We start from the raw sequence: 20,638 nt of genomic DNA, 5'->3' as shown, positions 1-20,638 counted from the left end.
ACGACCCGTTTGACAATAACAGGTTTTCAAACACGCGGACATCTACCCGTGCTAATGAAGCGGACATCTATAAATACTTGTAACAGTTGCAAATATACTCATAAAGACAAAAAATTATCTAGCCCAACTGGTACCAGACACTAAAATCAGGCAAACGCACGCAAAATGCAGCCATGTCCGTTAAGCAAGTTGCAGGCAATTTGTAAAACTAATATATTATTGCGATCATGCGCATCGTTTGTATTTCTGATCTACATTTAGGTGATCCTCGATGCGGTATAGTCAAACGTGATCCCGCCTCTGGTGAGTTTGTACTAAGCGACAAATATATAAAGTTGCGTGATGCTTGCCTTGCGGGAGTGCAAATTAGCGATACTGCAACTGCTGCAAATGATTACTTAGTTTTATTGGGGGATATTTTCGACTTTGCCATACAACATTATGAGACTGCCTATAATGCCGCAAAGGTATTTTTCGCTGCTATTGTAAAAGATAAATTGGCAGCAGATATTATTTACCTCGCCGGCAATCATGACCGAGATATGTGGCACTTGTTACAATATGAAATTTGTATTGTAAAACGAATACGCAAGTGTTTACCCCCACAGCCACTCAGACATTCAGTTGCAGCAATAATTGATGAACGACCTAATTCAAAAACTAAAGACCTTTGGTTAATTTCAGCGCATGATGAACTAATCGATGTAGTTTACGAAAAATCTCGTGAAAACCGTGATGGTATATTTCTCGACCGCCTGTTTTTCTCTTCACCGATAAACGATGATTTTAAGCCAACCTTCAATCAAGATCGGCCCAGATTTTTTGTGGCTAATCCTAACTTCTACTTAGTTACAAAAAATGGTGACTGCATTTTGTTTACTCATGGAGATTATTTTCAAATCACCTGGGCTATTGAAGGCGAGTTAGCAATAGCTTTAACTCAAGATGATCTTAATAATGCCAGTATAGTTAAAACCCCAACCAATGTAGTTTGTGATCCCCAATATGGTCTATTTGCGCCTCTTGATTCAATGATGGCAATGAATTTTTCTATCAATCAATTTATGTGCTCGGGAGTTGGTCAAGCTGGCCCGCTAACCTACATCTTTCAAACCGTGCAACAAGAAATAGAAAATGCTAAAAGCACTAAAGACTTAAAACGGGTTCGCAAATATTATAAGCGCCTACCTGGTGTTTTAATTGATATATTAAATTTCGGTTTAATAGCGGCAATTATACTGAAAATTTTGTTTAAATTTACTAAAAATTGGTTCTTAAAAAAAATCGCTAAAATTGAAAACCCTAAAACAATAAATAATTTTCTTGCCCAAAAAGATGTACAAAAGCGGATTGGTAAATTTTTTCTCTCCTCTATACAACAACTTAACCATATCAACAGCTTGCCTTTATATTGTGACAATAAAATACCAATCCCCAATACTCTGGTTTTTGGTCATACGCATGCTCCCATTCCATGGTCCAACCCTACTCTTTTGGCTAATCATATTACGGGCAGCGAACTTAAATGCGTGAACAGTGGTGGATGGTTATTACATGGCGACAAAGTTAATGCCGAAGTATTTATTTACAATAATGGGCAAATATCATCACAATTTATAGAATAACCAAGGTATTTATGGTGACGCTTACAACATGAAAAGCCCTCATTAGGGTTTATTTATCGATTGCCCCCACTTGGCACATTCGTCAACCTCGTTTATATTCTGCCTATGAGCCAATATATCGAAATCGAGAATACTGCCGCCCAATATCTCGAATTTATGATTCATGGGTTTATGAATGGGTTGATCACCCTGCAAGAGCTTGAGGGCATAAGCGATGATGAAATGGAGACTATTTATGCCCTTGGTTATAACTTTTTCACTTACGGCAAATATGATGCCGCCAAAGATATTTTTACCGGTTTGACAGCTTATGCACCTTATACCCCACATTATTGGCGTGCGCTTGGTGCGGTAAACCAACAAATGAAAGACTATGTTGAGGCTATTGCTGCCTATGACATGGCTATCGCCAATGATGAGACTGATGTGGTTAGCTATGTTTATCGCGGTGAATCAAATATTTTATCCGGCAATATTGAAGCAGGTTTGATTGATTTGCATAAAGTCTTAGAAATTGGCTCAGAATATCCGCAATTTATGCCTTGGGTGCAACGCTCACAGTTACTACTGAGTATTCATCAGCAAAGTGAGCATTAGATTATCAAATATTAATCTAAACTATCGCGTAATTGTTAAATAATTCCCATACAAAGCTAGCGCCATCGTATTGTGAATGTTTATATTATATTAATTTATCACTAAGTGATAATGCAGGAATTGATAAATAGCGCTATAGGGCGCTACGAACATCTTAGTTTGAGTAGCGTTAGTGGAGAATTAATAGATGAATCATGAAGTAGATACACCATTTATTGATGAAAGAAAAATTGAGGAGGCACTTACTAATAAACCCGCCCCATCATCATCACAAGTACGCGAAATTTTTGCGAAAGCTATAGAACTTAAAGGGATAAACGCTAATGAGGTAGCCATATTATCACAGCTTTGCGATCGCGAATTAATCTCAGAACTTTTTAATACCGCAAAACGCGTTAAAACTGAGATTTACGGCCCGCGATTAGTATTATTTGCTCCACTTTACATCTCTAATCTTTGTGGCAATGAGTGCACTTACTGTGCTTTTCGCGCTAGCAATCGCGAGTTGATGCGTCGTGCATTAACGCAAGAAGAAATTGCCGCTGAAGTTCGTGTGTTAATAAATCAAGGTCATAAACGGGTATTACTGGTTGCAGGCGAGTCGTCTCCCAGTGAGGGTTTTGAATATGTATTAAAAGCAGTAAAAACTATTTATGAAGTAAAAAGTAACCGCGGTGAAATTAGACGCATAAATGTTAATGTTGCTCCGCTTAGCATTGAAAAATTTCGCGAGTTAAAAGCCGTAAACATTGGTACTTATCAAGTATTTCAAGAAACCTATCATCGCAAAACTTATAGTCAGGTTCATACTGCTGGTAAAAAACGTGATTACGATTGGCGCTTATTTGCAATGGATCGTGCCATGCAAGCGGGTATTAATGATGTTGGTATAGGACCATTGTTAGGTCTTTATGATTGGCGTTTTGAAGTATTAGCCATGTTACAGCACATCGCGCATCTTGAAGAGCGTTTTGGTGTTGGTCCTCATACAATCAGTGTACCGCGGCTTGAGCCAGCAGTGGGTTCAGAGATTGCTGCCAAGCCGCCATATGCTTTGTCAGATCTTGATTTTTGCAAACTGGTGGCCATTTTGCGCATTGCTGTACCATACACCGGCATTATCATGTCGACACGTGAAAGCCCTGAAATACGGCGTACAACTTTTGCATTAGGCGTTTCGCAAATTTCTGCTGGTAGTCGCACCAACCCGGCAGGCTATAGCGAGCAACGTCAAGAGCAAGCAGCACAATTTCAATTAGGTGATCATCGTTCAATGGCTGAAGTAATACAAGATGTTACTAAAATGGGTTTTACGCCTTCATTTTGTACGGCTTGCTATCGTTTAGGACGCACCGGTAGAGATTTTATGGATATGGCAAAACCCGGTGAAATAAAAAATCACTGTGACCCTAATGCCTTGTCGACCTATCTTGAATATTTACTCGACTATGGTGATACAGTAATGCAAAATGAGGGTGAGAAGCATATCGCGGCATCGTTAGAACGCATGGATGCGCAACAACGCGCAATATCTACGCGCTTACTAGAGGCGGTACGCTCAGGAAAGCGTGATGAGTTTGTTTAGTGAGTTTTAACTATCGTAAAGAATGTGATTTATTGGGCGAGATCGAAGTACCGTCTCATGTTCTTTATGGTGCTCATACCCAAAGAGCACTTAAAAACTTTGCCCTAACCGGTCAACCTGTACATAGATCGTTGATCCATGCGTATGGCTTAGTAAAACTTGCCTGCACCCGTGCTAATCGTTCTATAGGTGTTTGGGCAGATGATGCCACTAAGGCTGATGCTATTGAGCGTGCAAGTCGTGAGTTAGCTGTAGGCAGTCTTGATGAATATTTTATACTCGATAAACTGCAAGGCGGTGCTGGCACTAGTACCAATATGAATGTCAATGAAGTCATAGCTAACCGCGCTTTAGAAATATTGCAAGAGCCGCTGGGCAATTATCAACGCGTCTCACCCTTAGATGATATAAATTTACATCAATCTACTAACGATACTTTTCCAACCGCTCTTAAACTTGCGGCGATATTATTACTGCGTCAACTTGAAAATAAAATTATTGCTTTGCAAGAGGCTTTTCAAGCGCAAGAAAAACGTTATGCCCATGTCGTTAAAATCGGTCGTACTGAACTGCAAGATGCGGCGCTTATAACTCTTGGGCGCGAAATGGGAGCTTATGCCGAGGCCCTAAGTCGTGATCGTTGGCGTTTATATAAGTGCGAAGAACGCCTGCGGGTGGTTAATCTCGGCGGTACTGCAATTGGTACTGGTTTAGCAGCACCACGGGAATACATTTTTCGGGTAGTTGATTTTTTACGCGAAGAGACTGGTGTGGGATTTGCACGAGCTGAGAATTTAGTTGATGCTACGCAAAATGCTGATGTGTTTGTTGAAGTCAGTGGCATGTTAAAAACCTGCGCTACCACATTATTTAAAATTTGTTCTGATTTGCGCATTCTATCTTCAGGGCCGCAAACCGGATTTGGTGAAATTCACTTGCCCGAATGTCAAGCAGGCTCATCATTAATGCCAGGTAAAGTTAATCCGGTGATTCCTGAGGCAGTTAGCCAAATGGCTATGCAGGTTATGGCAAATGATATGTCCATTAGCATAGCATGCGCGCATGGTAATTTAGAACTCAACCCGTTTTTGCCCTTAGTTGCATCAGCCCTGCTAGAAAGCTGCGAGGGTTTAGCGGCAGCCTGTGATATTCTTGGTACGCATTGTGTGACTGGTATTGTGGCTGACGAAGAGCGGTGTAAAAAAGATATTGAGAATAGTACCGCTATGTTAACGGCATTAGTGGCGACGCTGGGTTATGAGCAAGCCAGTAATGTTGCGATTAAAGCCCGTAAAAGCGGACGTCGTGTTCGTGAAATAGTGATTGAACAAGGTTTGTTAACCAAAGAACAACTTGATGAGTTGCTAAGCCCTGAGGCGGTATGTCGTTTAGGGCATAAAGAAGTTGTAAATAAGAAAGAATGATAGATGTCTAGCACTACTCCTAAGAGTATGCGGTTGCACATAGGTTTATTTGGACGGCGTAATGTTGGCAAATCAAGTTTGCTTAATGCCATAACCCGTCAAGAAGTTGCGATTGTTTCAGCCCATGCCGGCACCACCACTGATCCAGTTGAAAAACCGATGGAGCTTTTACCATTCGGGCCGGTAGTATTTATTGATACTGCTGGTATTGACGATGAAGGCGCTTTGGGTGAGCTGCGCATCAAAAAGACCAGGCAGGTTTTTGATCGTACTGATCTTGGGGTCATTGTAACCGAAGCTGATATTTGGGGACCGTTTGAAGAGCAAATCGTTGCTGAACTGCAAAGCCGTAAAGTGCCACTTATCGTAGTACAAAACAAAACTGATATCAGCAAACCTTCTGCAGCAGCTCGTGAACATTTGCAAAAACTTGATATTACTTGCGTTGAGACGGTAGCGGCTAAAGGTGAGGGAGTGTTGGCTGTGCACGAAGCATTGCTGGCTAATGCCCCTCCTGATTTTATTGATAACCCAGCGATTTTGGGTGATCTCGTCGGCCCGGGTGAGCTTGCGGTTTTAGTAGTACCAATTGATAAAGAAGCCCCCAAGGGGCGCTTGATTTTGCCACAAGTGCAGTCGATCAGAGATTTACTCGATAGCGATGCCATGGCGCTAGTGGTTAAAGAGCGTGAGCTACAACATGCACTGAGCAATTTGCAACGCCCACCAAAGTTAGTGGTTACTGATTCGCAAGCCTTTTTAAAAGTTACTGCTGATACGCCACCAGAAGTGCCTTTAACCAGTTTTTCAATTTTATTTTCGCGCTTTAAAGGCAATTTAGTCAGCCAAGTAAAAGGTACGATGGCAATTGAGAATTTGCACACGGGTGATCGCATATTAATTGCCGAAGCCTGTAGCCATCACCCCATTGGCGAAGATATCGGTCGCGTAAAAATACCACGCTGGTTAATGCAATACGTAGGCGGTAAGCTAGAATTTGTTCATGTGCAGGGTCATGATTTCCCCGATGATTTATCACCCTATAAACTGGTGATTCATTGCGGTGCCTGTACCTTTAATCGCCGCGCCATGCTAACGCGTATCGCACGCTGCCAAGCGGCAAACATACCCATTACTAACTATGGATTAGTTATTGCTTATAGCTTAGGGATTTTTGAGCGCGCTTTAAAGCCATTTCCGGCAGCGTTGGCAGTATATGAGATGCAAAAAGCTATTGACAAAATATACTAAATATATTTATTTTAATAAACCAAGACGTCGGATTTTTATATGTTTAAAAACGATAACACGAATTATTCATTTTCTGGATCTGATGTTATTATTAACGCTGGTGGGTAAAATATTTCTTTTTTACCAGCTGCGGCTTCTTTAAGTTCGTAAGTATATTTTTTTTCAAGTCCGTTAAGAAAATTTGCAGCTTCAATACCAAGATCGGCTCTTGATCTTGGGTAAAGAAAAATCCAGGTGCCATTTTGGGCTTTTTTAAATTTTAACCCATGATATGGGGCATGATTATTTAGATTTTTAGCATAGTCTTTATCAGATGTTACTATACCATATCCTATACTATTTTTAATGGCATCAGTCGCCACTAATACAATTACCGGCTCTTCATTGTTATGTTTAATACTATCTAGGCAAAGAACATAACTTTGTGGCACTTGCTTTTGGCTAGCAAGTCCATCATCGATATAAAATAATGTATCCTCGTCAAGTGCATCTGTTGATGAAGCGGATGATTCAGAAGGACTATTTACATTGTTATCAATATTTATTTCAATTATATCGCCAATATTTAATGAACCATCTGGTTTTGTTGCCATGGTAGATTCAGCAACCCTAGCAGATTTAGTAAACTTAGATGGAGTTCCCTCTATAAGACGAACTTGTTGGCCTTGATAATCGGTAAGATAGTCGACCTTCTTAAGAACAAAAGGGCCAACACCACTTGCATCGTCTTTTCCAACTATACGATTGCCAAAAAGATAAATAGTACTGGACATTTTGGTAGTATATTTTGCTTCATATTTAACAAACGCTTTACGAGCATTTTTTTTATCTAGTTTATCAGATGTAATTGAATATACATTATCATTGGTTGGTTTTATGTCATAAGCTTTTAAAGGAGTGACATTCCAATCTGTTAAGTAATTTATATTATTAATCGATTGATATATTACTTCTAATGCTTCGGTTCTTTCGCCAGATTTCTTAATCATAATAACTCCTAAAAATATATCTGGAGTACATGTCACATTGTGACTTATCTGGTTTATATCGTCAGTGTAATAAAAAAGGTGTGGATTTTATGACTATTACTGGGTATTTTTTTTGTTTTGCAATCTAAAAAAGGTACAAAGATCGTATAAATTATTATCTCTTTTACAAAGAATATAATACTTTAAAGTTAACGTATAAATTTACAGTAGCGCTCTAATTGTAAATAAGCTATAAGTTGAATAACTGGTATAACCTAATTTTGTATTAAAAATATTATTAATCCTAATAAGTTATAGAAGGCAAACGAAGTTCAGAACTATCAGTTAATAATAAGATATGGAGTGATTCATGTGCTTTATTCTGTTATTTATTTAGCACTGCGATGACTTGATTAGCAAAAGCTTCAGCGGCTTGTGGACCATTACCGGTAATTAAATTGCCATCAACTACAACGGCTTCATTGTGATAATTTGCTCCGCCTTTGACTAATTCATCGCTGTCGGATGGAAAAACCGTGGCATTTTTATTATGCAGTAATCCCGCTCTAGCTAAAGTTACCGGGGCACTGCAAATAGCAGTTAATAGTTTGCCTGCTTGTTGAAAAGCATTTGCTATTTGGTGTGCTTTTGCATCTTCAAAATATTGCCGACACCCTGGGCCACCAACAAACATAACTGCATCATAATCATTTACTTCTATTTGATTTAGCGTTTTTTCAACAGCAGCAGGAGCACGACCATGATCTCGTTGCCACGCTCCCCAGCGTTGGCGTTGTATTTTATTGCCATTATCAGTTTCAGCACGCACATTCTCAAAGACTAATAATATACCGCCTAGCCCTATAAGTTCACGACAACGATTTAGACATTTCTTGCGATCATCAATAGAGCCATAATGGTGACAAAGTATGGCAGTGATAACATCAAAAGACTCAAGACGAGGTAAATCGCATGAGCCAGCATTTACAAATGAAATATTTGCATGGGCAGTAAAACGCTCACGAGCTAAATTAAGCATCGCTACCGAAGGATCAGCTAAGACATATTCAGTTGCAGCAAATGTTTGCATCGTTTGCTCTACAAAAATTCCCGGCCCGCAACCAGTATCAAGCCAGCGCCGTGGTGTGGGTTTAATTGCCTTCACAAGGTCAATAGCTTGGTTATACAACTCAGCATGAAAGGGAATAGTGCGAATAATTTCTTGTTCGTAACTTTTAGCAGCGTGAGCGCTGTCGTTATCCATTATTTGCCTTTCTTCTTGCGCAACTTTTTCGGCTGGGGTTTTGGTAAAGCCGCTGCGGTAATGCGAATAAGCTCACAAAGTTGTTCATGGTCTTCTATTAGTTCTGAGCCGATAAGCATTGATGATTTAGCCCCTTTATAAGCTTTGCCTTCTTGATAAAATTTGCCTAAAAGTTTTTTGCCGTCTGGGGTAATTTTTACAAAAAGTTGATTATCACAAACTAATGCTACGACTTTATCTTGATAGTAAAGTGCATATTCACCAAACATCTTACGCGTTTTAACCCCAAGAAGTTGGGATAGTTGATCAAGTAAAAAATCGATAGTACTTTGATTGGTAGCCATATGCTTAACTCGTAATAAAAATAAGTAATTGACCTATATAACAAAGTTGAGTGAAAAATACATAAATTAGAAAAAAGTAATAACCAACTAGAGAAAAACATGATTGATTTTTTAAAATTAGTACAATCTCGTTACAGTGTGCGTGCTTATAAACCTGATGAAGTTGCACCAGATAAACTTGAACGTATTTTAGAGGCAGTTCGACTAGCGCCAAGCGCTAAAAATCAACAAGCTTTTCGTTTTATTGTTATATATACCCAAGGTCGCGAGCAAGAGTTGGCACGTATCTTCCATCAATCGTGGTTGATGCAAGCACCAATTATAGTTGCTGCTTGTGGGGTACCGAATGATAATTGGAGGCGTAGCGATGGTAAAAATTATAACGATGTCGATGTGACCATTGCGATGGACCATTTAATTTTAGCAGCTACGGCTGAAGGTTTGGGTACCTGCTGGATTGGGGCTTTTAAGAATGATGCAGCCAAAGAAGTGTTAAAGTTACCTGACGGAGTTGAACCAATTGCGTTTACTCCGCTTGGCTATGCTAATGATCAATCACGACCAAAATTACGTAAAAAACTAAGTCAATTGATTAGCTATGAATATTGGTAAAGAAAAAAAAATGGCTCCTAAAAAAAATTATAAAAATAATTTAATAATTTTGATGCACACTGGGTTTAGTATTTTTTTAAAAGCGCAAAATTACGATCTTTGTAATGAGTAAAAACATAAATAAAAATAAGGGGTGTCTTTAAATGTTGGACTTAAGAGATTCACGAAAGCCGCGTAAATGATGGCCGCGTGCTTAAGCAAAATCATGCAAAAGGCATGCTAGTGGCAAGTCGCAGGCAGGATTTTGCTTAAGCACGCGGTCGTAAGTAGCGGATTTCGTGAAGATCGACGGGAGACATTTAGGGACACCCCTGATATGTTAACTCAAAGATTGAGGCTATCTTGGACATCTAATATAATTATTAGGTAAAAGATAATGGTCTCATTTTTTTGAGACGTATTATTAGATTGGTTTAATAGCTTGGGGGGGTTGGGAGCCGTATTATGGAATGGGTCAACAAGATAAGGGCTCGTTCTATGGAGTTGATGTGCAAACGGCACTAGCCTCAAACCATCGTTTTGAAGAACGACCACGTATATTGGTCGTAGATGATGAAGCTGTAATATGCGAAGTTCTGCGTGATTTTCTTACCTTTGAAGGTTTTGATGTATCAGTCGCTGGTAGTGGCGAAAAAGCTCTTGAAATATTGCATAACGATCCTTTTTACGAACTTGTGCTTACTGATTTGAAAATGCCCGGTATGGGTGGGCTAGAGCTAATGCGCCGTATTGATATTGATTTTAGTGATTTAGTAACAGTAATCATGACTGGTTTTGGTACAGTTGAAAGTGCTATTGATGCCATGAAGCATGGTGCTTTCGACTATATTCTTAAACCTTTTAAACCCGAAGACGTGGTTAGGGTTTTACGTCGTGGCTTAGAAAAACTAAAATTAACCCGGGAAAATGTTGCACTTAAAGAGACTATAGGCAGTTATGAATTAAGTGAAGCATTATCAAGCGCAATGCCGCTTGATGACCAACTTAAGCTAATCATAGATTTAGTTGGCAAGAATTTTGATGCTGATGGCGTTGCCATAATCATAGAAGATCCACAGAATCCCAGAAATTATATTAGCCCAATAGTTGGCGGTAAAAGTCAGATAGACATTAAAACACCAATAATTCTTGAACGTTTGATTAATGGAGATGCAATAATCGCTCATGGTAATGATGTCTGCAATTGGATTGAAGAACATGAGAATAGTAATTATGCAATTCACAGTTTTATGGCAGCACCTTTAAAAATTCGTGGTGCTACCTTTGGATTAGTGAGTGTTATTTCAACCAGACGCGAACATCGTTTTACAGAAGGTCAGCGTAAAGGCTTATCTATTTTTGGTGGTCGAGCTGCAAATGCCATTGAAACCGCACGTATCTATAAAAATCTGCAAGAAACTTTTACCCAAACCATTGAAAGCTTTGCTCGCGCGTTAGAAGCTAAAGACACCTATACTCATGGCCATTCTGATCGTGTAGCAATGTATGCGCGTATGATCGCTAAATCTATGAATTTACCCATAATTGAGGTTGATAAGCTACAGCATGGTGGTTTGCTACATGACGTTGGCAAAATTGGCATTCGTTCAGTTGATTTGAATAAGCCGCAGAAGTTAACACCAGCTGAATATTTAATGTTCAAGTCTCATCCTGTTCAAGGCAAACGCATTATTGAACCAATATCTTTTTTAAACCATCTTGTCGCATGTGTGTACTATCATCATGAAGCTTGGGATGGTTCAGGCTACCCAGAAGGTCTTGCAGGTACAGCTATTCCACTTGAAGCGCGTATTCTTGCAGTAGCTGATAGTTATGACGCGATGACTTCTAATCGCCCATATCGTAAAGCTCTACCTCACGATATTGCAGTTGCTGAATTTAAAAGATGTAGTGGCCGTCAATTTGATCCCCAAGTAGTAAAAGCATTTTTAAGTGTGATCGATGACTTTCGTAATCAACGAAGGTTAAAAGGGCTGCCTGTTCCTGAGTAACAATGTTGCATTTTTTAGCTACTCCATGAAACGTTAAAGCAGACATGTAAATCGTCAGGTCGCGATGCATCAATACGAGCTTGTTTGGCGCCGGTAGCTTCAAGAATTACTAATGAAGCAATCGCAAGACGACGTGCTAACAGTTCTTCATTAAATAGGTTTTTAGGGGTGGTAAGTATGAGTTGCGTCATGCTATCGCCATTGGCATTTTAAATTAAAGCGATATTATCGCATGATAAACCGATAGATACAAATATATCAAATAGATCTTGATCAAGTTTCCCTTTTTTTGCATCACTCGAAATAATGTTTAACGCCAACTCATGAGATACAGCTTTTTTGTAGGGGCGATCGCTAGCAGTCAGTGCATCATAGATATCTGCAATAGACATTATGCGGGATTGAATAGGTATATTTGAAGCTTCGAGATGTCGTGGATATCCGGTACCATCTAATGCTTCATGATGCGCATAAGCTATTTGGGGAACATCGTGCAAGCTTCGTGTCCAAGGAATTAGGGATAGAAAACGAAAAGTATGAGTAACGTGCGATTCTATTTCATGACGCTCATTAGCATCTAATGAACCTTTGGGAATTGATAATCGTTCTAATTCATTTGCTAATAATAAGGGCTTGGTTTGATTTTGAATATCAGTATAAGTTATTGCCGCAATTTCATTTAGTTTTTCAAAACTTCCGGCAGCTAAAACGGTCGGCTTATTACATTGACGAATAAAATCTAACAAATCTTTTATTTTTTTCATCTCAGTATTGAGATGAATAAGGGCGTTTTCAGGTATTGAGGCGCCATTTTGCAAAGAAACAATTAAAGATTTTAAGTATTGATTTTCACGCTGTGCTAGCAACGCAAAAAAGCGTGTTTCAATTATAGATAACTCGCTATCAAATAATTTATCAGCTTTTGTAAGAACATTTTCACGTACGCCAACTTTACCAAAATCATGAAGTAGTGCCGCATAGCGTAGTTCGCGTATTTGCTCTCTACTGAAGCGCAAAGCGGCATAAGTACCTATAGTTACACGATCTACATTTTCAGCAATGGCAACAGTAAGTTTTGCTACACGCTCAGAGTGACCAGAAGTAGTGGGATCTCGGCTTTCGATAGCCACCACTGAGGCTTTGACAAATCCTTCAAATAGTCGATCAATATCTTCATATAATAAAGCATTTTCAATAGCGGCAGCGGCATTAGAACCAAGCGCAATAAGCAGATCTTCATCTTCAGAAGTGAAAGGTCCGTCTTTTTTATTTAGCGCTTGCAAGACGCCGGTAACTTCACCGGTTGTGCAATACATAGGTACGCCTAACAAATTTCGGGTGAGATAGCCGGTATTTTTATCTACTTCTCGATTAAAACGCTCATCGGCATAGGCATCAGGAATATTTATTAACTTTGCTGTTTGTGCGACTTGCCCGGCTATACCGACCCCAATTGGCACTCTAATGCAAGCGCCGTCAGCTAAGCCATGTGCAACTTTGGTCCAAAGTTCATTACGTTTACGATCGACAATCCATAAAGTACAGCGATCAGCATCAACCACTCGTACAGCAGCGCTAAGGATTATATGCAGCAGTGCGTCAAGATTGCGCTCAGCGGTCATGGCTTTTGCTACATCTAATAGGCTTTCAAGCTTAGCTACGCGTGTACGCAGTCGTTGGGATTCATCTACGCTTATTTTGCTAAGATTATTGTTTTTTCGTTTTGCACTGTTTTTTTTGGGGGTAACTGGGCTTTGCATGTTGGTTTTTGATTTTATTTTTGTGCCTGATCTAGTCTGACGCGACATAATTTAAGAGTAACTCTGTTACGACTTTTCAGCCAGTAACTATTAGCTAAACTATGCAATTCATTTGTTGTCCTCTTGACGGCGGACCAGAAGTAGAGGCAAAGCAAGGCTTAAAAAAAGGGTGGTATCTGAATAAAAAATTAAGGTACTTAAAAAAAAGAGCGAAGTATGAGGCTAATTGTTCAAAAATACGGCGGAAGTTCGGTAGGAACATTAGAAAAAATTGGCAAAGTTGCCCAGCGTATTATTGATTCTAAAGCAGATGACATTCATTTGGTTGTGGTTGTTTCTGCAATGCAGGGCGAAACCGATCGTTTAATAGGTCTTGCCAATGGTATCAGCGATAGACCAGATTTGCGTGAATTGGATCAGTTACTAGCTACAGGTGAGCAAGCTTCAGCGGCTTTATTAGCCATTGCACTTAAAAATCTTGGTGTATCAGCAATATCACTAACAGCACAGCAGATGAAACTTCGTACTGATGGTGTTTTTTCTCGTGCTCGCATCAGAAGTATCGACCGTAAGGCAATTGATGAAGCTTTAAATAGCGGCGCCATAGTTGTGGCGACAGGTTTTCAAGGTATTGATGACGAAGGTAATTTAACAACTCTTGGTCGTGGTGGAGGTGACACGAGTGGGGTGGCTTTAGCAGCCGCTCTGAAAGCCGATGAATGTCAAATTTGCACCGATGTTTTAGGGGTTTATACTGCCGATCCCAATATTTGCAAAACGGCTCGTAAACTCAATGAAATTTCATTTGAAGAAATGATGGAAATGGCATCGCAGGGGTCGAAAGTACTGCAAATTCGCAGCGTGGAGTTAGCTATGAATCACAAGATTCCTTTGCGTGTTCGTTCAACTTTTAGCAATGACGAAGGCACGCTAGTTAAAGAAGAAGACAAACATATTGAACATTTGGCTGTATGTGGGATATCGCACAGCAAAGATGAAGTTAAATTAACGGTACGCAATGTTCCAGATCAGCCTGGTGTCGCGTCACGTATTTTCTCCCCATTGGCAGCAGCTCATATTAATGTCGATGTGATTGTTCAAAATATTTCAAAAGAAGGAAAAACCGATGTCAGTTTTACAGTTTCTCGTGCTGATGGAGCAGCCGCTGAAGATATTTTACGGCGTGTAACTGAAGAAATTGGTGGTGGTGTTATTGATATCGATAATAAAGTTGGTAAGGTGTCAATTGTAGGTGTGGGAATGCGTTCTCACCCTGGTGTTGCAGCCCAAATGTTTGAAACTTTAGCTTCAGCCGGCATCAATATAGAAATTATCACTACTAGTGAAATAAAAGTTACTTGTGTCATACAACGAGAACAGATGGCTGACGCAGTACGTGTTTTACACGAAGCTTTCGAACTTGATCGTGCTAAACCATCACAACGACTTATTACTCCTGCAGAGGTAGAAACAAAAGTTAAGTCCAAGGGAAAAACTAAAGCCAAAGCCAAAGCGAAAAAACCTGCTGTAGTTAAAACCCAAAGCAAGCAAGTAAAAAAGAAAAAGTAGCACATTTTTTTTAAGGGGGAGGTAATGAAAGAAAAACAAAAAGTAATTGTCAGCAATTATTTTGCAAATGATCTCAAACCAAATATTGCCATTGGAGTTGCGTTTATTTTTATATTGCTGACCCTAGTTGTGTTCTACAACTTTACAATCAAAGCAATACCTAAAGAACAGATACTAACTTCGAACTTTTGTAACACTCCAGTTGAAATTGAAGCAGTCATGGGTAATTTATTAAGTTGTATTAACAGTATAAAATTTTATCCATGCAAAAATTTATATGCTGGAGCAAGAGTTAGAATTAATAATGGAACTTGCAAAATAACAGGCAATATGTCGGGTCATATGCGATTGGCTGCAGGTTTAAAACTTAAACTAAACCAAGCTAGCAAGAGTGAACTTGAATTATTAAATGGTATCGGTCCAAAGCTTGCTCAAGCAATTATTGACGAGCGAAATGATGGTGGTCCGTTTTTGTCAATAAATGATTTAAGTCGTGTACGTGGTATTGGATCGCAAAAAATAAAACAACTATCCAATCAAATTGAAGTTACAAAAATAAATGGAAAATATAATTAAATAGGCTTCTTTATTGTCTAAGTACATAGACGCTGCGGTACTTATGCGCTATTTAAGTGTGAGCTAACCATTATTGAGACAAACAGTGGGTATAAAAATAATTCGTTCATCTTTGCTTACTAAAGTTGCCAATGTCGCGCATGGATTTACTACACGTAATGGTGGCTTTTCGCAAAAGCCATACGCTAGTTTGAATTTTAGCTCACGTGTTGGTGATAAGATTGAACATGTAAAAGCAAATCGCCAACAAGTATTGAAGGAATTAGGGTGCTCGCAATCTACTTTAATATTCCCTAAGCAAGTACACGGAAATGCGGTATTTGAGGTAATGCATGCTGCTAGCCGGGTAATCGAAGCTGACGGTTTGTGGACTCGTGATCGTCAAGTTACCTTAGCCGTTTTTACCGCAGACTGTGTTCCAATTTTAATTTCTACTTCAGATGGTTCTGCTGTTGCTGCGATTCATGCAGGTTGGCGAGGGACGCGTGCACACATTGCGGCGCGAGCAGTAGAAAAGCTAGTTGGTGCAGGCTATGCTGCTGCAGATTTATTAGTAGCAGTTGGGCCAGCGATTGGTCCATGTTGTTTTGAGATTGACAAGAACACCTATAACGAACTTGCTTTAGCTTACCCAAATCATGGTGGAGCATTATACCCTAATCAATTTGAACGATATGTCGCTAATTTGTGGATATTAAATGAGCAGTCACTAGTAGCGGCAGGAGTTGTGGCAAGTAATATAGAAAAGCTAAAATATTGTACTAAATGTAATTCAAATGATTTTTTTTCTCACCGAGGCGAAAATACTCCAACTGGACGTCAAGCCGCCCTAATTTCCCCACGCTATGCTATACACAATAGCTAGCATTTTAGCGGTTTTCTTGACGTAACGCCAAGTGCGGGCGAGACTTGCGATGTGAAATGGATAATAGCCAGTATTGTGTGTGGGCTTAGTATCACCAGCATAGGTTGTGGCCATGGTGCCTCACAGGTGCAACTGCATCAATTGCGTGAAAAAGTTCAGCTATTACAAGCGCAGGTAGGTCGTTATGATACACAAATAACAGATCTACAGAATCAAGTTTTTTTAATAATTGATCAACAAAAGCGTGAACGAGCTGATGCTGAAGCTAGACAACCGCCACCTCACCTTAGGGTGGTCAAGTTAGCACCAGCAAAAGCGAAAAGAAATTCTCAAGCAGCGCCGGCTGATAATGCAAGCGATGTCATAAATATAGAAATGACCGGTGAGCCACCTGAATCACCGACAGAAACTTTATCGGTCGCAAAAGTACCACCTCCGACCGATTTTGCAGAAGAGACAATTAGCGACGCTGAAAGTATGTTTCGTGATGCTCTGCGGACGTTTCGAGAAGGACGAACTGGTGAGGCAACAAAACTTTTTTCACAATTTGTAGAGCGATATCCAAAGCATATACATGCTGATAAAGCATTATATTGGATGGGTGAATCAAGTTTTGAATCAGGTGCATTTTCGGCGGCGGTGCAGCATTTTAATAAACTATTATTGCGTTATCCGCGAAGTGGAAAAATAGCTGAAGCATTGTTTCGTATGGGCGTTGCCTATGAGCGCTTGGGCTCAGATCAGCAAGCACAGCAAGCTTTTCTTGATTTAGTAACCAATTATCCTAATACCGCCTTAGCCGATTTGGCGCGTAATCGTTTGCAAAACAAAACGAGGAATGAAAGATGAATTTTCCTCATAAAATATTATTAATCGCAATTATTACAGAGATGGTAATTACTACAGGGCAACAAAACCGAGCTTCTGCCCAAACAACTGCACATATTGAATATAATCCGACAATTGATGAGTATACAGTACGTAAGGGAGATACTCTTTGGGATATATCAGAAAGATTTACAGGGTCTCCTTGGTTTTGGCCGCGGGTTTGGTCGTGTAATCCTGAAATAACCAATCCGCATTGGATTTATCCAGGTGATATCGTAAGATTTCAACCTTCTGATCAAGAATTGCCACGGCTGACGCAGTTAGTAGCAATGCAACGAGAAATGCCGACAGACACTGTAGAAAAGCCGGATGAGGATACAGATACCGGACCAGTAGTGCAAGAACAGGCGCTAGAGCGTAAGTGGGCTACACGTTTAAGTCGTGAACTTGTTAACTTGGTATTATCGCCGAAAGAATTAAAAGAGTCTGGCATATTAACTAATTCAATAAATGATAAAATATTATTAGCCCCTAATGATGAAGTCTTTATTACGTTTCCACCTGGACAGCAGGTAACACGTGGGCAACGCTATATGATATATCGCACCGTCAAAAAGGTACGTCATCCAATCACTGGCGAACTTTTTGGCTATATGACGCAGATTACGGGTTTTACTACAATAAAATTAACTGATGGAGATATTAGCAAAGCAGTAATTACTGATGCAATGATAGAAGTTGAACGTGGCCAATTAGTGACCCCTTTGGTTCAATTACCAACTTTAGGACATCAGGCAACTAAAGCTAAAGTACCGCTATCAGGAGTTATTTTATCAGTTGAGCCAGATGTAAATGTTTCTGGTCAAAATCGTTTAGTCTTTATCGATATTGGAGCTAGTAGTGGTATCGAAGTTGGAAATCGGCTTGGAGTATTTATCAATAAAGATCCATTTGTTGAAACAAAAAATAATTTACCCTCAACATTAGTAGCATTATTGACAGCAGTTGACGTCAGGGATAAAGCCACCGCTTGCTTAGTGACTTCATCGCGTCGTGAAATTGAAGCAGGCTACCCGGTTAAAGCTATTATGCAATAATTGCATGAACTATTTAGCTTTTTCTCATATTTATTAATGGAGATGCTCATGGGACACTTAACAACACCTTTGCTTAAGGCATTATTTACTTTGGTAAAAAGTTCGATATGTCGCTCTGGTATCGTATTATTTTCAACGGCAATGTTTTTGGGTTGCAGTTCGGATGAGAAATCTTTTGCAGGAGACGTTAGCGGCATTTGGGAAGTGACTATGGTCGAAAATGGCGACTGTAGTGGGGTACATTATCCAAAAACCAAAGAAGACATTGTGCAAATTGTTCAAAATGGTAGTGATATCTTGGTAATATTTGAATCGGATGGCGAGCAGATCAGTGGTAAGATCGACGGTCACAATGTAACCTGGCAAAGTAATCAATCTTCTGGCAGTGGTACTATCGAGCTGGCATTTTCTGGTGAAGTTTCAAATGATGGTAACGAGTTTATAGGTAGTGCCAACTGGACATATCAAAGTAGTTCATCTTCGTGTAGTGGTACAACCGCTATTACAGCTCACCATTTAGCGGCACCAGCCTATGATTTAACTGGGGCCTTAATCGGTACCATAACTAGCGATGTTACACTTGAAACAGGTACATTTCGTCTTGATATAGTGCAAAGTGCTACTGGCGCTCTTAAAGCTGGGCTTAGCATGTCATTCGCTTCGTCATATTCAAGTTGTTTCCCTGTAGAAGGAAGAGCTTCGGGGGAAGGATTAACTTTCGAAGAAGAAATGGGTATGAATTTAATTGGACAAACGACGGATGGTAAAAATTTTAGTGGAACTTATAGTCAGGGATCTGATACCGGTAAGTGGCAGGCGTATTTAGCTACAAAGAAAAAATTTAGCGTTGCTGAACGTATTACCCCAACCGATGGTGAACCGGCGGGTTTAGCTTGGGATGGTAACACATTTTATTTTACTGAATTGTTCGAAACAAAAATTTTTAGTATGGATAAAACAGGCCAAACGCAACTAGTCTATGATGGTGATTGGACATATTTTTTCGGCGATATTACTTATGATGGTACTTCATTATGGATAGTTGATAGAAATTTTGGCAAAATTGTTAACATCAGTAAAGACGGCAATCTTATTGATACCATACAAATATTTCCTGCAGAAAATCATATGCAAGAAATAACTGGTATAGCAGCAGATGGACAAAACCTCTGGATAATTGAAGACGATTACACCAAAGAGCAAGCAAGTGCTCATAAAATTAATTCATCTGGTGATATACTTTCCTCATTTAATCTATATTCTTCATCACCAAGAGGCATGGCTTTCTATAATGATCACTTGTGGATAATACACTCTACTAGTTATTGGAGTTGTAATGATACGATGGAATCGTTGATTGCAATTTATGAAATAGATGCAGTAGGTAACGTTGTTTCAGTATATGAAGGATTAGATATATATTTAAGATCTTTAGTATTCGTGGATAACGAGTTATGGGCAATAGCTGACGATGATTTAGTGCGGTTAAATCTACAATAATGCATTTTTTTGCCACCTTGCGTGATTGGTTCATTTTAGTAGTGGGTATTATTGCAGTTATCGTAGGGTTATTTATAGCTATTTATGCGGGTGATAAAAGTGGATTTGCGATCGCAGCCTTTTTTGCAGGCGTCGCTGCTGTAGGTGGGTGGCGAATTCTAAATGGCCGCCGTCTGCGAACAAGTATGCAAGCCGATAAAATAGAAGTAATCGGTGGTGTCCCTTTAAAACCAAATCGCAAACTACCGATAGTTACCGCAATTGGATTTTTAATAATTGGTATTATCGGTGTATTAGCCGGCCATAGTATCGGTATAATGTTTGTTATACTCACTGGCATCATTGCTTTCTTTAGTTTATTATTTTTAGTGTTGCTGCTTGCAAGAGTTTTACCGCGTAATCATTATCTAATATTTGAAGCAAACGGATTACGTTTTGGCCGTAAACACTATTCGTTTCTAATTGAATGGGAAAATATTGCAGGATTAAATGCAGCACACCTGAACGGTAATGATGTTTTGTTATTTGTTGTCGCAGATATAGAAGCCCTTATATCTAGTATACAATGCACTGGCTCTAAAGAAGATCTTGCGCAAAAAATAAAAAAACAAATTAAAAATAATCAAATTTGGTTAGGAGGTGATATTGCGATTACCCCTGCAGCATATGGTGCTGATATTGCCCTATTTTTGCGTGCAATCGAGCGCTACCTTACTGATAAGCGAGCGCGAGAATTTCTTAAAAAGCAAGAGCGAATAGGCGACGAAGGGAATTAGTAGTAT

Annotated in this window: 19 protein-coding genes; 14 read left to right on the top strand and 5 right to left on the bottom strand. The window is 39.5% G+C overall.

Annotation, left to right across the window (positions count from 1 at the left end):
- The first annotated feature begins 227 nt into the window (after positions 1–227).
- The 5 genes from JW841_13080 to hydF all read left to right on the top strand — a co-directional run bounded on the left by JW841_13080 (position 228) and on the right by hydF (position 6,482).
- On the top strand, positions 228–1,625 hold the full coding sequence (locus tag JW841_13080) for a metallophosphoesterase (protein ID MBN1961872.1): 1,398 nt from the start codon (positions 228–230) through the stop codon (positions 1,623–1,625).
- A gap of 105 nt (positions 1,626–1,730) precedes the next feature.
- Positions 1,731–2,222: a tetratricopeptide repeat protein gene (locus tag JW841_13075; GenBank protein MBN1961871.1), complete on the top strand. Its 492-nt coding sequence runs from the start codon at positions 1,731–1,733 to the stop codon at positions 2,220–2,222.
- A 187-nt stretch (positions 2,223–2,409) separates the two neighbouring features.
- Positions 2,410–3,807 carry a [FeFe] hydrogenase H-cluster radical SAM maturase HydG gene (gene hydG / locus JW841_13070; GenBank protein MBN1961870.1) on the top strand — a complete coding sequence of 466 codons (1,398 nt, stop codon included), beginning with the start codon at positions 2,410–2,412 and terminating at the stop codon, positions 3,805–3,807.
- Entirely contained in the window at positions 3,807–5,231 is a 1,425-nt protein-coding gene (locus JW841_13065; GenBank protein ID MBN1961869.1) for an aspartate ammonia-lyase, read from the top strand. The genes hydG and JW841_13065 overlap by 1 nt, the downstream gene beginning before the upstream one ends.
- Before the next feature lie 3 nt (positions 5,232–5,234).
- On the top strand, positions 5,235–6,482 hold the full coding sequence (gene hydF, locus JW841_13060) for a [FeFe] hydrogenase H-cluster maturation GTPase HydF (protein MBN1961868.1): 1,248 nt from the start codon (positions 5,235–5,237) through the stop codon (positions 6,480–6,482).
- Positions 6,483–6,544: 62 nt separating this feature from the next.
- Here the strand turns inward: hydF and JW841_13055 are convergent, their stop codons facing one another.
- From JW841_13055 to JW841_13045, 3 genes are all read right to left on the bottom strand, one after another.
- Positions 6,545–7,471, bottom strand: a complete 927-nt coding sequence (locus JW841_13055) for a hypothetical protein (GenBank protein MBN1961867.1) — start codon at positions 7,469–7,471, stop codon at positions 6,545–6,547.
- 364 nt (positions 7,472–7,835) lie between these two features.
- The gene (locus tag JW841_13050; protein MBN1961866.1) at positions 7,836–8,714 is read right to left on the bottom strand and encodes a DJ-1/PfpI family protein; all 879 of its coding nucleotides are present in this window, start codon (positions 8,712–8,714) and stop codon (positions 7,836–7,838) included.
- The gene (locus JW841_13045) at positions 8,714–9,058 is read right to left on the bottom strand and encodes a TfoX/Sxy family protein (GenBank protein ID MBN1961865.1); all 345 of its coding nucleotides are present in this window, start codon (positions 9,056–9,058) and stop codon (positions 8,714–8,716) included. The genes JW841_13050 and JW841_13045 overlap by 1 nt, the downstream gene beginning before the upstream one ends.
- 102 nt (positions 9,059–9,160) lie before the next feature.
- Here JW841_13045 and JW841_13040 point away from each other — a divergent pair, with 102 nt between their 5' ends.
- Positions 9,161–9,670, top strand: a complete 510-nt coding sequence (locus JW841_13040) for a nitroreductase family protein (protein ID MBN1961864.1) — start codon at positions 9,161–9,163, stop codon at positions 9,668–9,670.
- Between the two features lie 449 nt (positions 9,671–10,119).
- Entirely contained in the window at positions 10,120–11,661 is a 1,542-nt protein-coding gene (locus tag JW841_13035) for a response regulator (protein MBN1961863.1), read from the top strand.
- A 14-nt stretch (positions 11,662–11,675) separates the two neighbouring features.
- Here JW841_13035 and JW841_13030 read toward each other — a convergent pair whose 3' ends face one another.
- Together JW841_13030 and JW841_13025 are read right to left on the bottom strand one after the other, a co-directional pair.
- Positions 11,676–11,852: a hypothetical protein gene (locus tag JW841_13030; GenBank protein ID MBN1961862.1), complete on the bottom strand. Its 177-nt coding sequence runs from the start codon at positions 11,850–11,852 to the stop codon at positions 11,676–11,678.
- 18 nt (positions 11,853–11,870) lie between these two features.
- The gene (locus JW841_13025; GenBank protein ID MBN1961861.1) at positions 11,871–13,421 is read right to left on the bottom strand and encodes a GAF domain-containing protein; all 1,551 of its coding nucleotides are present in this window, start codon (positions 13,419–13,421) and stop codon (positions 11,871–11,873) included.
- A 216-nt stretch (positions 13,422–13,637) separates the two neighbouring features.
- On the opposite strand from JW841_13025, the gene JW841_13020 reads away from it, so the two are divergent.
- The 7 genes from JW841_13020 (at position 13,638) to JW841_12990 (ending at position 20,632) form a co-directional block, all read left to right on the top strand.
- Positions 13,638–14,990: an aspartate kinase gene (locus tag JW841_13020; protein ID MBN1961860.1), complete on the top strand. Its 1,353-nt coding sequence runs from the start codon at positions 13,638–13,640 to the stop codon at positions 14,988–14,990.
- Positions 14,991–15,014: 24 nt separating this feature from the next.
- Positions 15,015–15,566: a helix-hairpin-helix domain-containing protein gene (locus JW841_13015; protein MBN1961859.1), complete on the top strand. Its 552-nt coding sequence runs from the start codon at positions 15,015–15,017 to the stop codon at positions 15,564–15,566.
- An 85-nt stretch (positions 15,567–15,651) separates the two neighbouring features.
- Positions 15,652–16,431 (top strand): peptidoglycan editing factor PgeF, encoded by a 780-nt coding sequence (gene pgeF / locus JW841_13010; GenBank protein ID MBN1961858.1) that lies wholly within the window; start codon positions 15,652–15,654, stop codon positions 16,429–16,431.
- A gap of 51 nt (positions 16,432–16,482) precedes the next feature.
- Complete coding sequence (locus JW841_13005; GenBank protein MBN1961857.1) at positions 16,483–17,280, top strand: tetratricopeptide repeat protein; 798 nt, start codon at positions 16,483–16,485, stop codon at positions 17,278–17,280.
- A complete protein-coding gene (locus JW841_13000; protein ID MBN1961856.1) occupies positions 17,277–18,356 on the top strand; it encodes a LysM peptidoglycan-binding domain-containing protein in 1,080 nt (359 codons plus the stop codon). The genes JW841_13005 and JW841_13000 overlap by 4 nt, the downstream gene beginning before the upstream one ends.
- 48 nt (positions 18,357–18,404) lie before the next feature.
- Entirely contained in the window at positions 18,405–19,856 is a 1,452-nt protein-coding gene (locus JW841_12995) for a hypothetical protein (protein MBN1961855.1), read from the top strand.
- The gene (locus tag JW841_12990; protein ID MBN1961854.1) at positions 19,856–20,632 is read left to right on the top strand and encodes a hypothetical protein; all 777 of its coding nucleotides are present in this window, start codon (positions 19,856–19,858) and stop codon (positions 20,630–20,632) included. The genes JW841_12995 and JW841_12990 overlap by 1 nt, the downstream gene beginning before the upstream one ends.
- Positions 20,633–20,638 lie beyond the last annotated feature (6 nt).

Source organism: Deltaproteobacteria bacterium, assembly GCA_016931625.1.
Lineage (GTDB): Bacteria > Myxococcota > XYA12-FULL-58-9 > XYA12-FULL-58-9 > JAFGEK01 > JAFGEK01.
The sequence above is the reverse complement of the archived record's forward strand: the minus strand, read 5'-3'. Positions and strand labels throughout refer to the sequence as shown.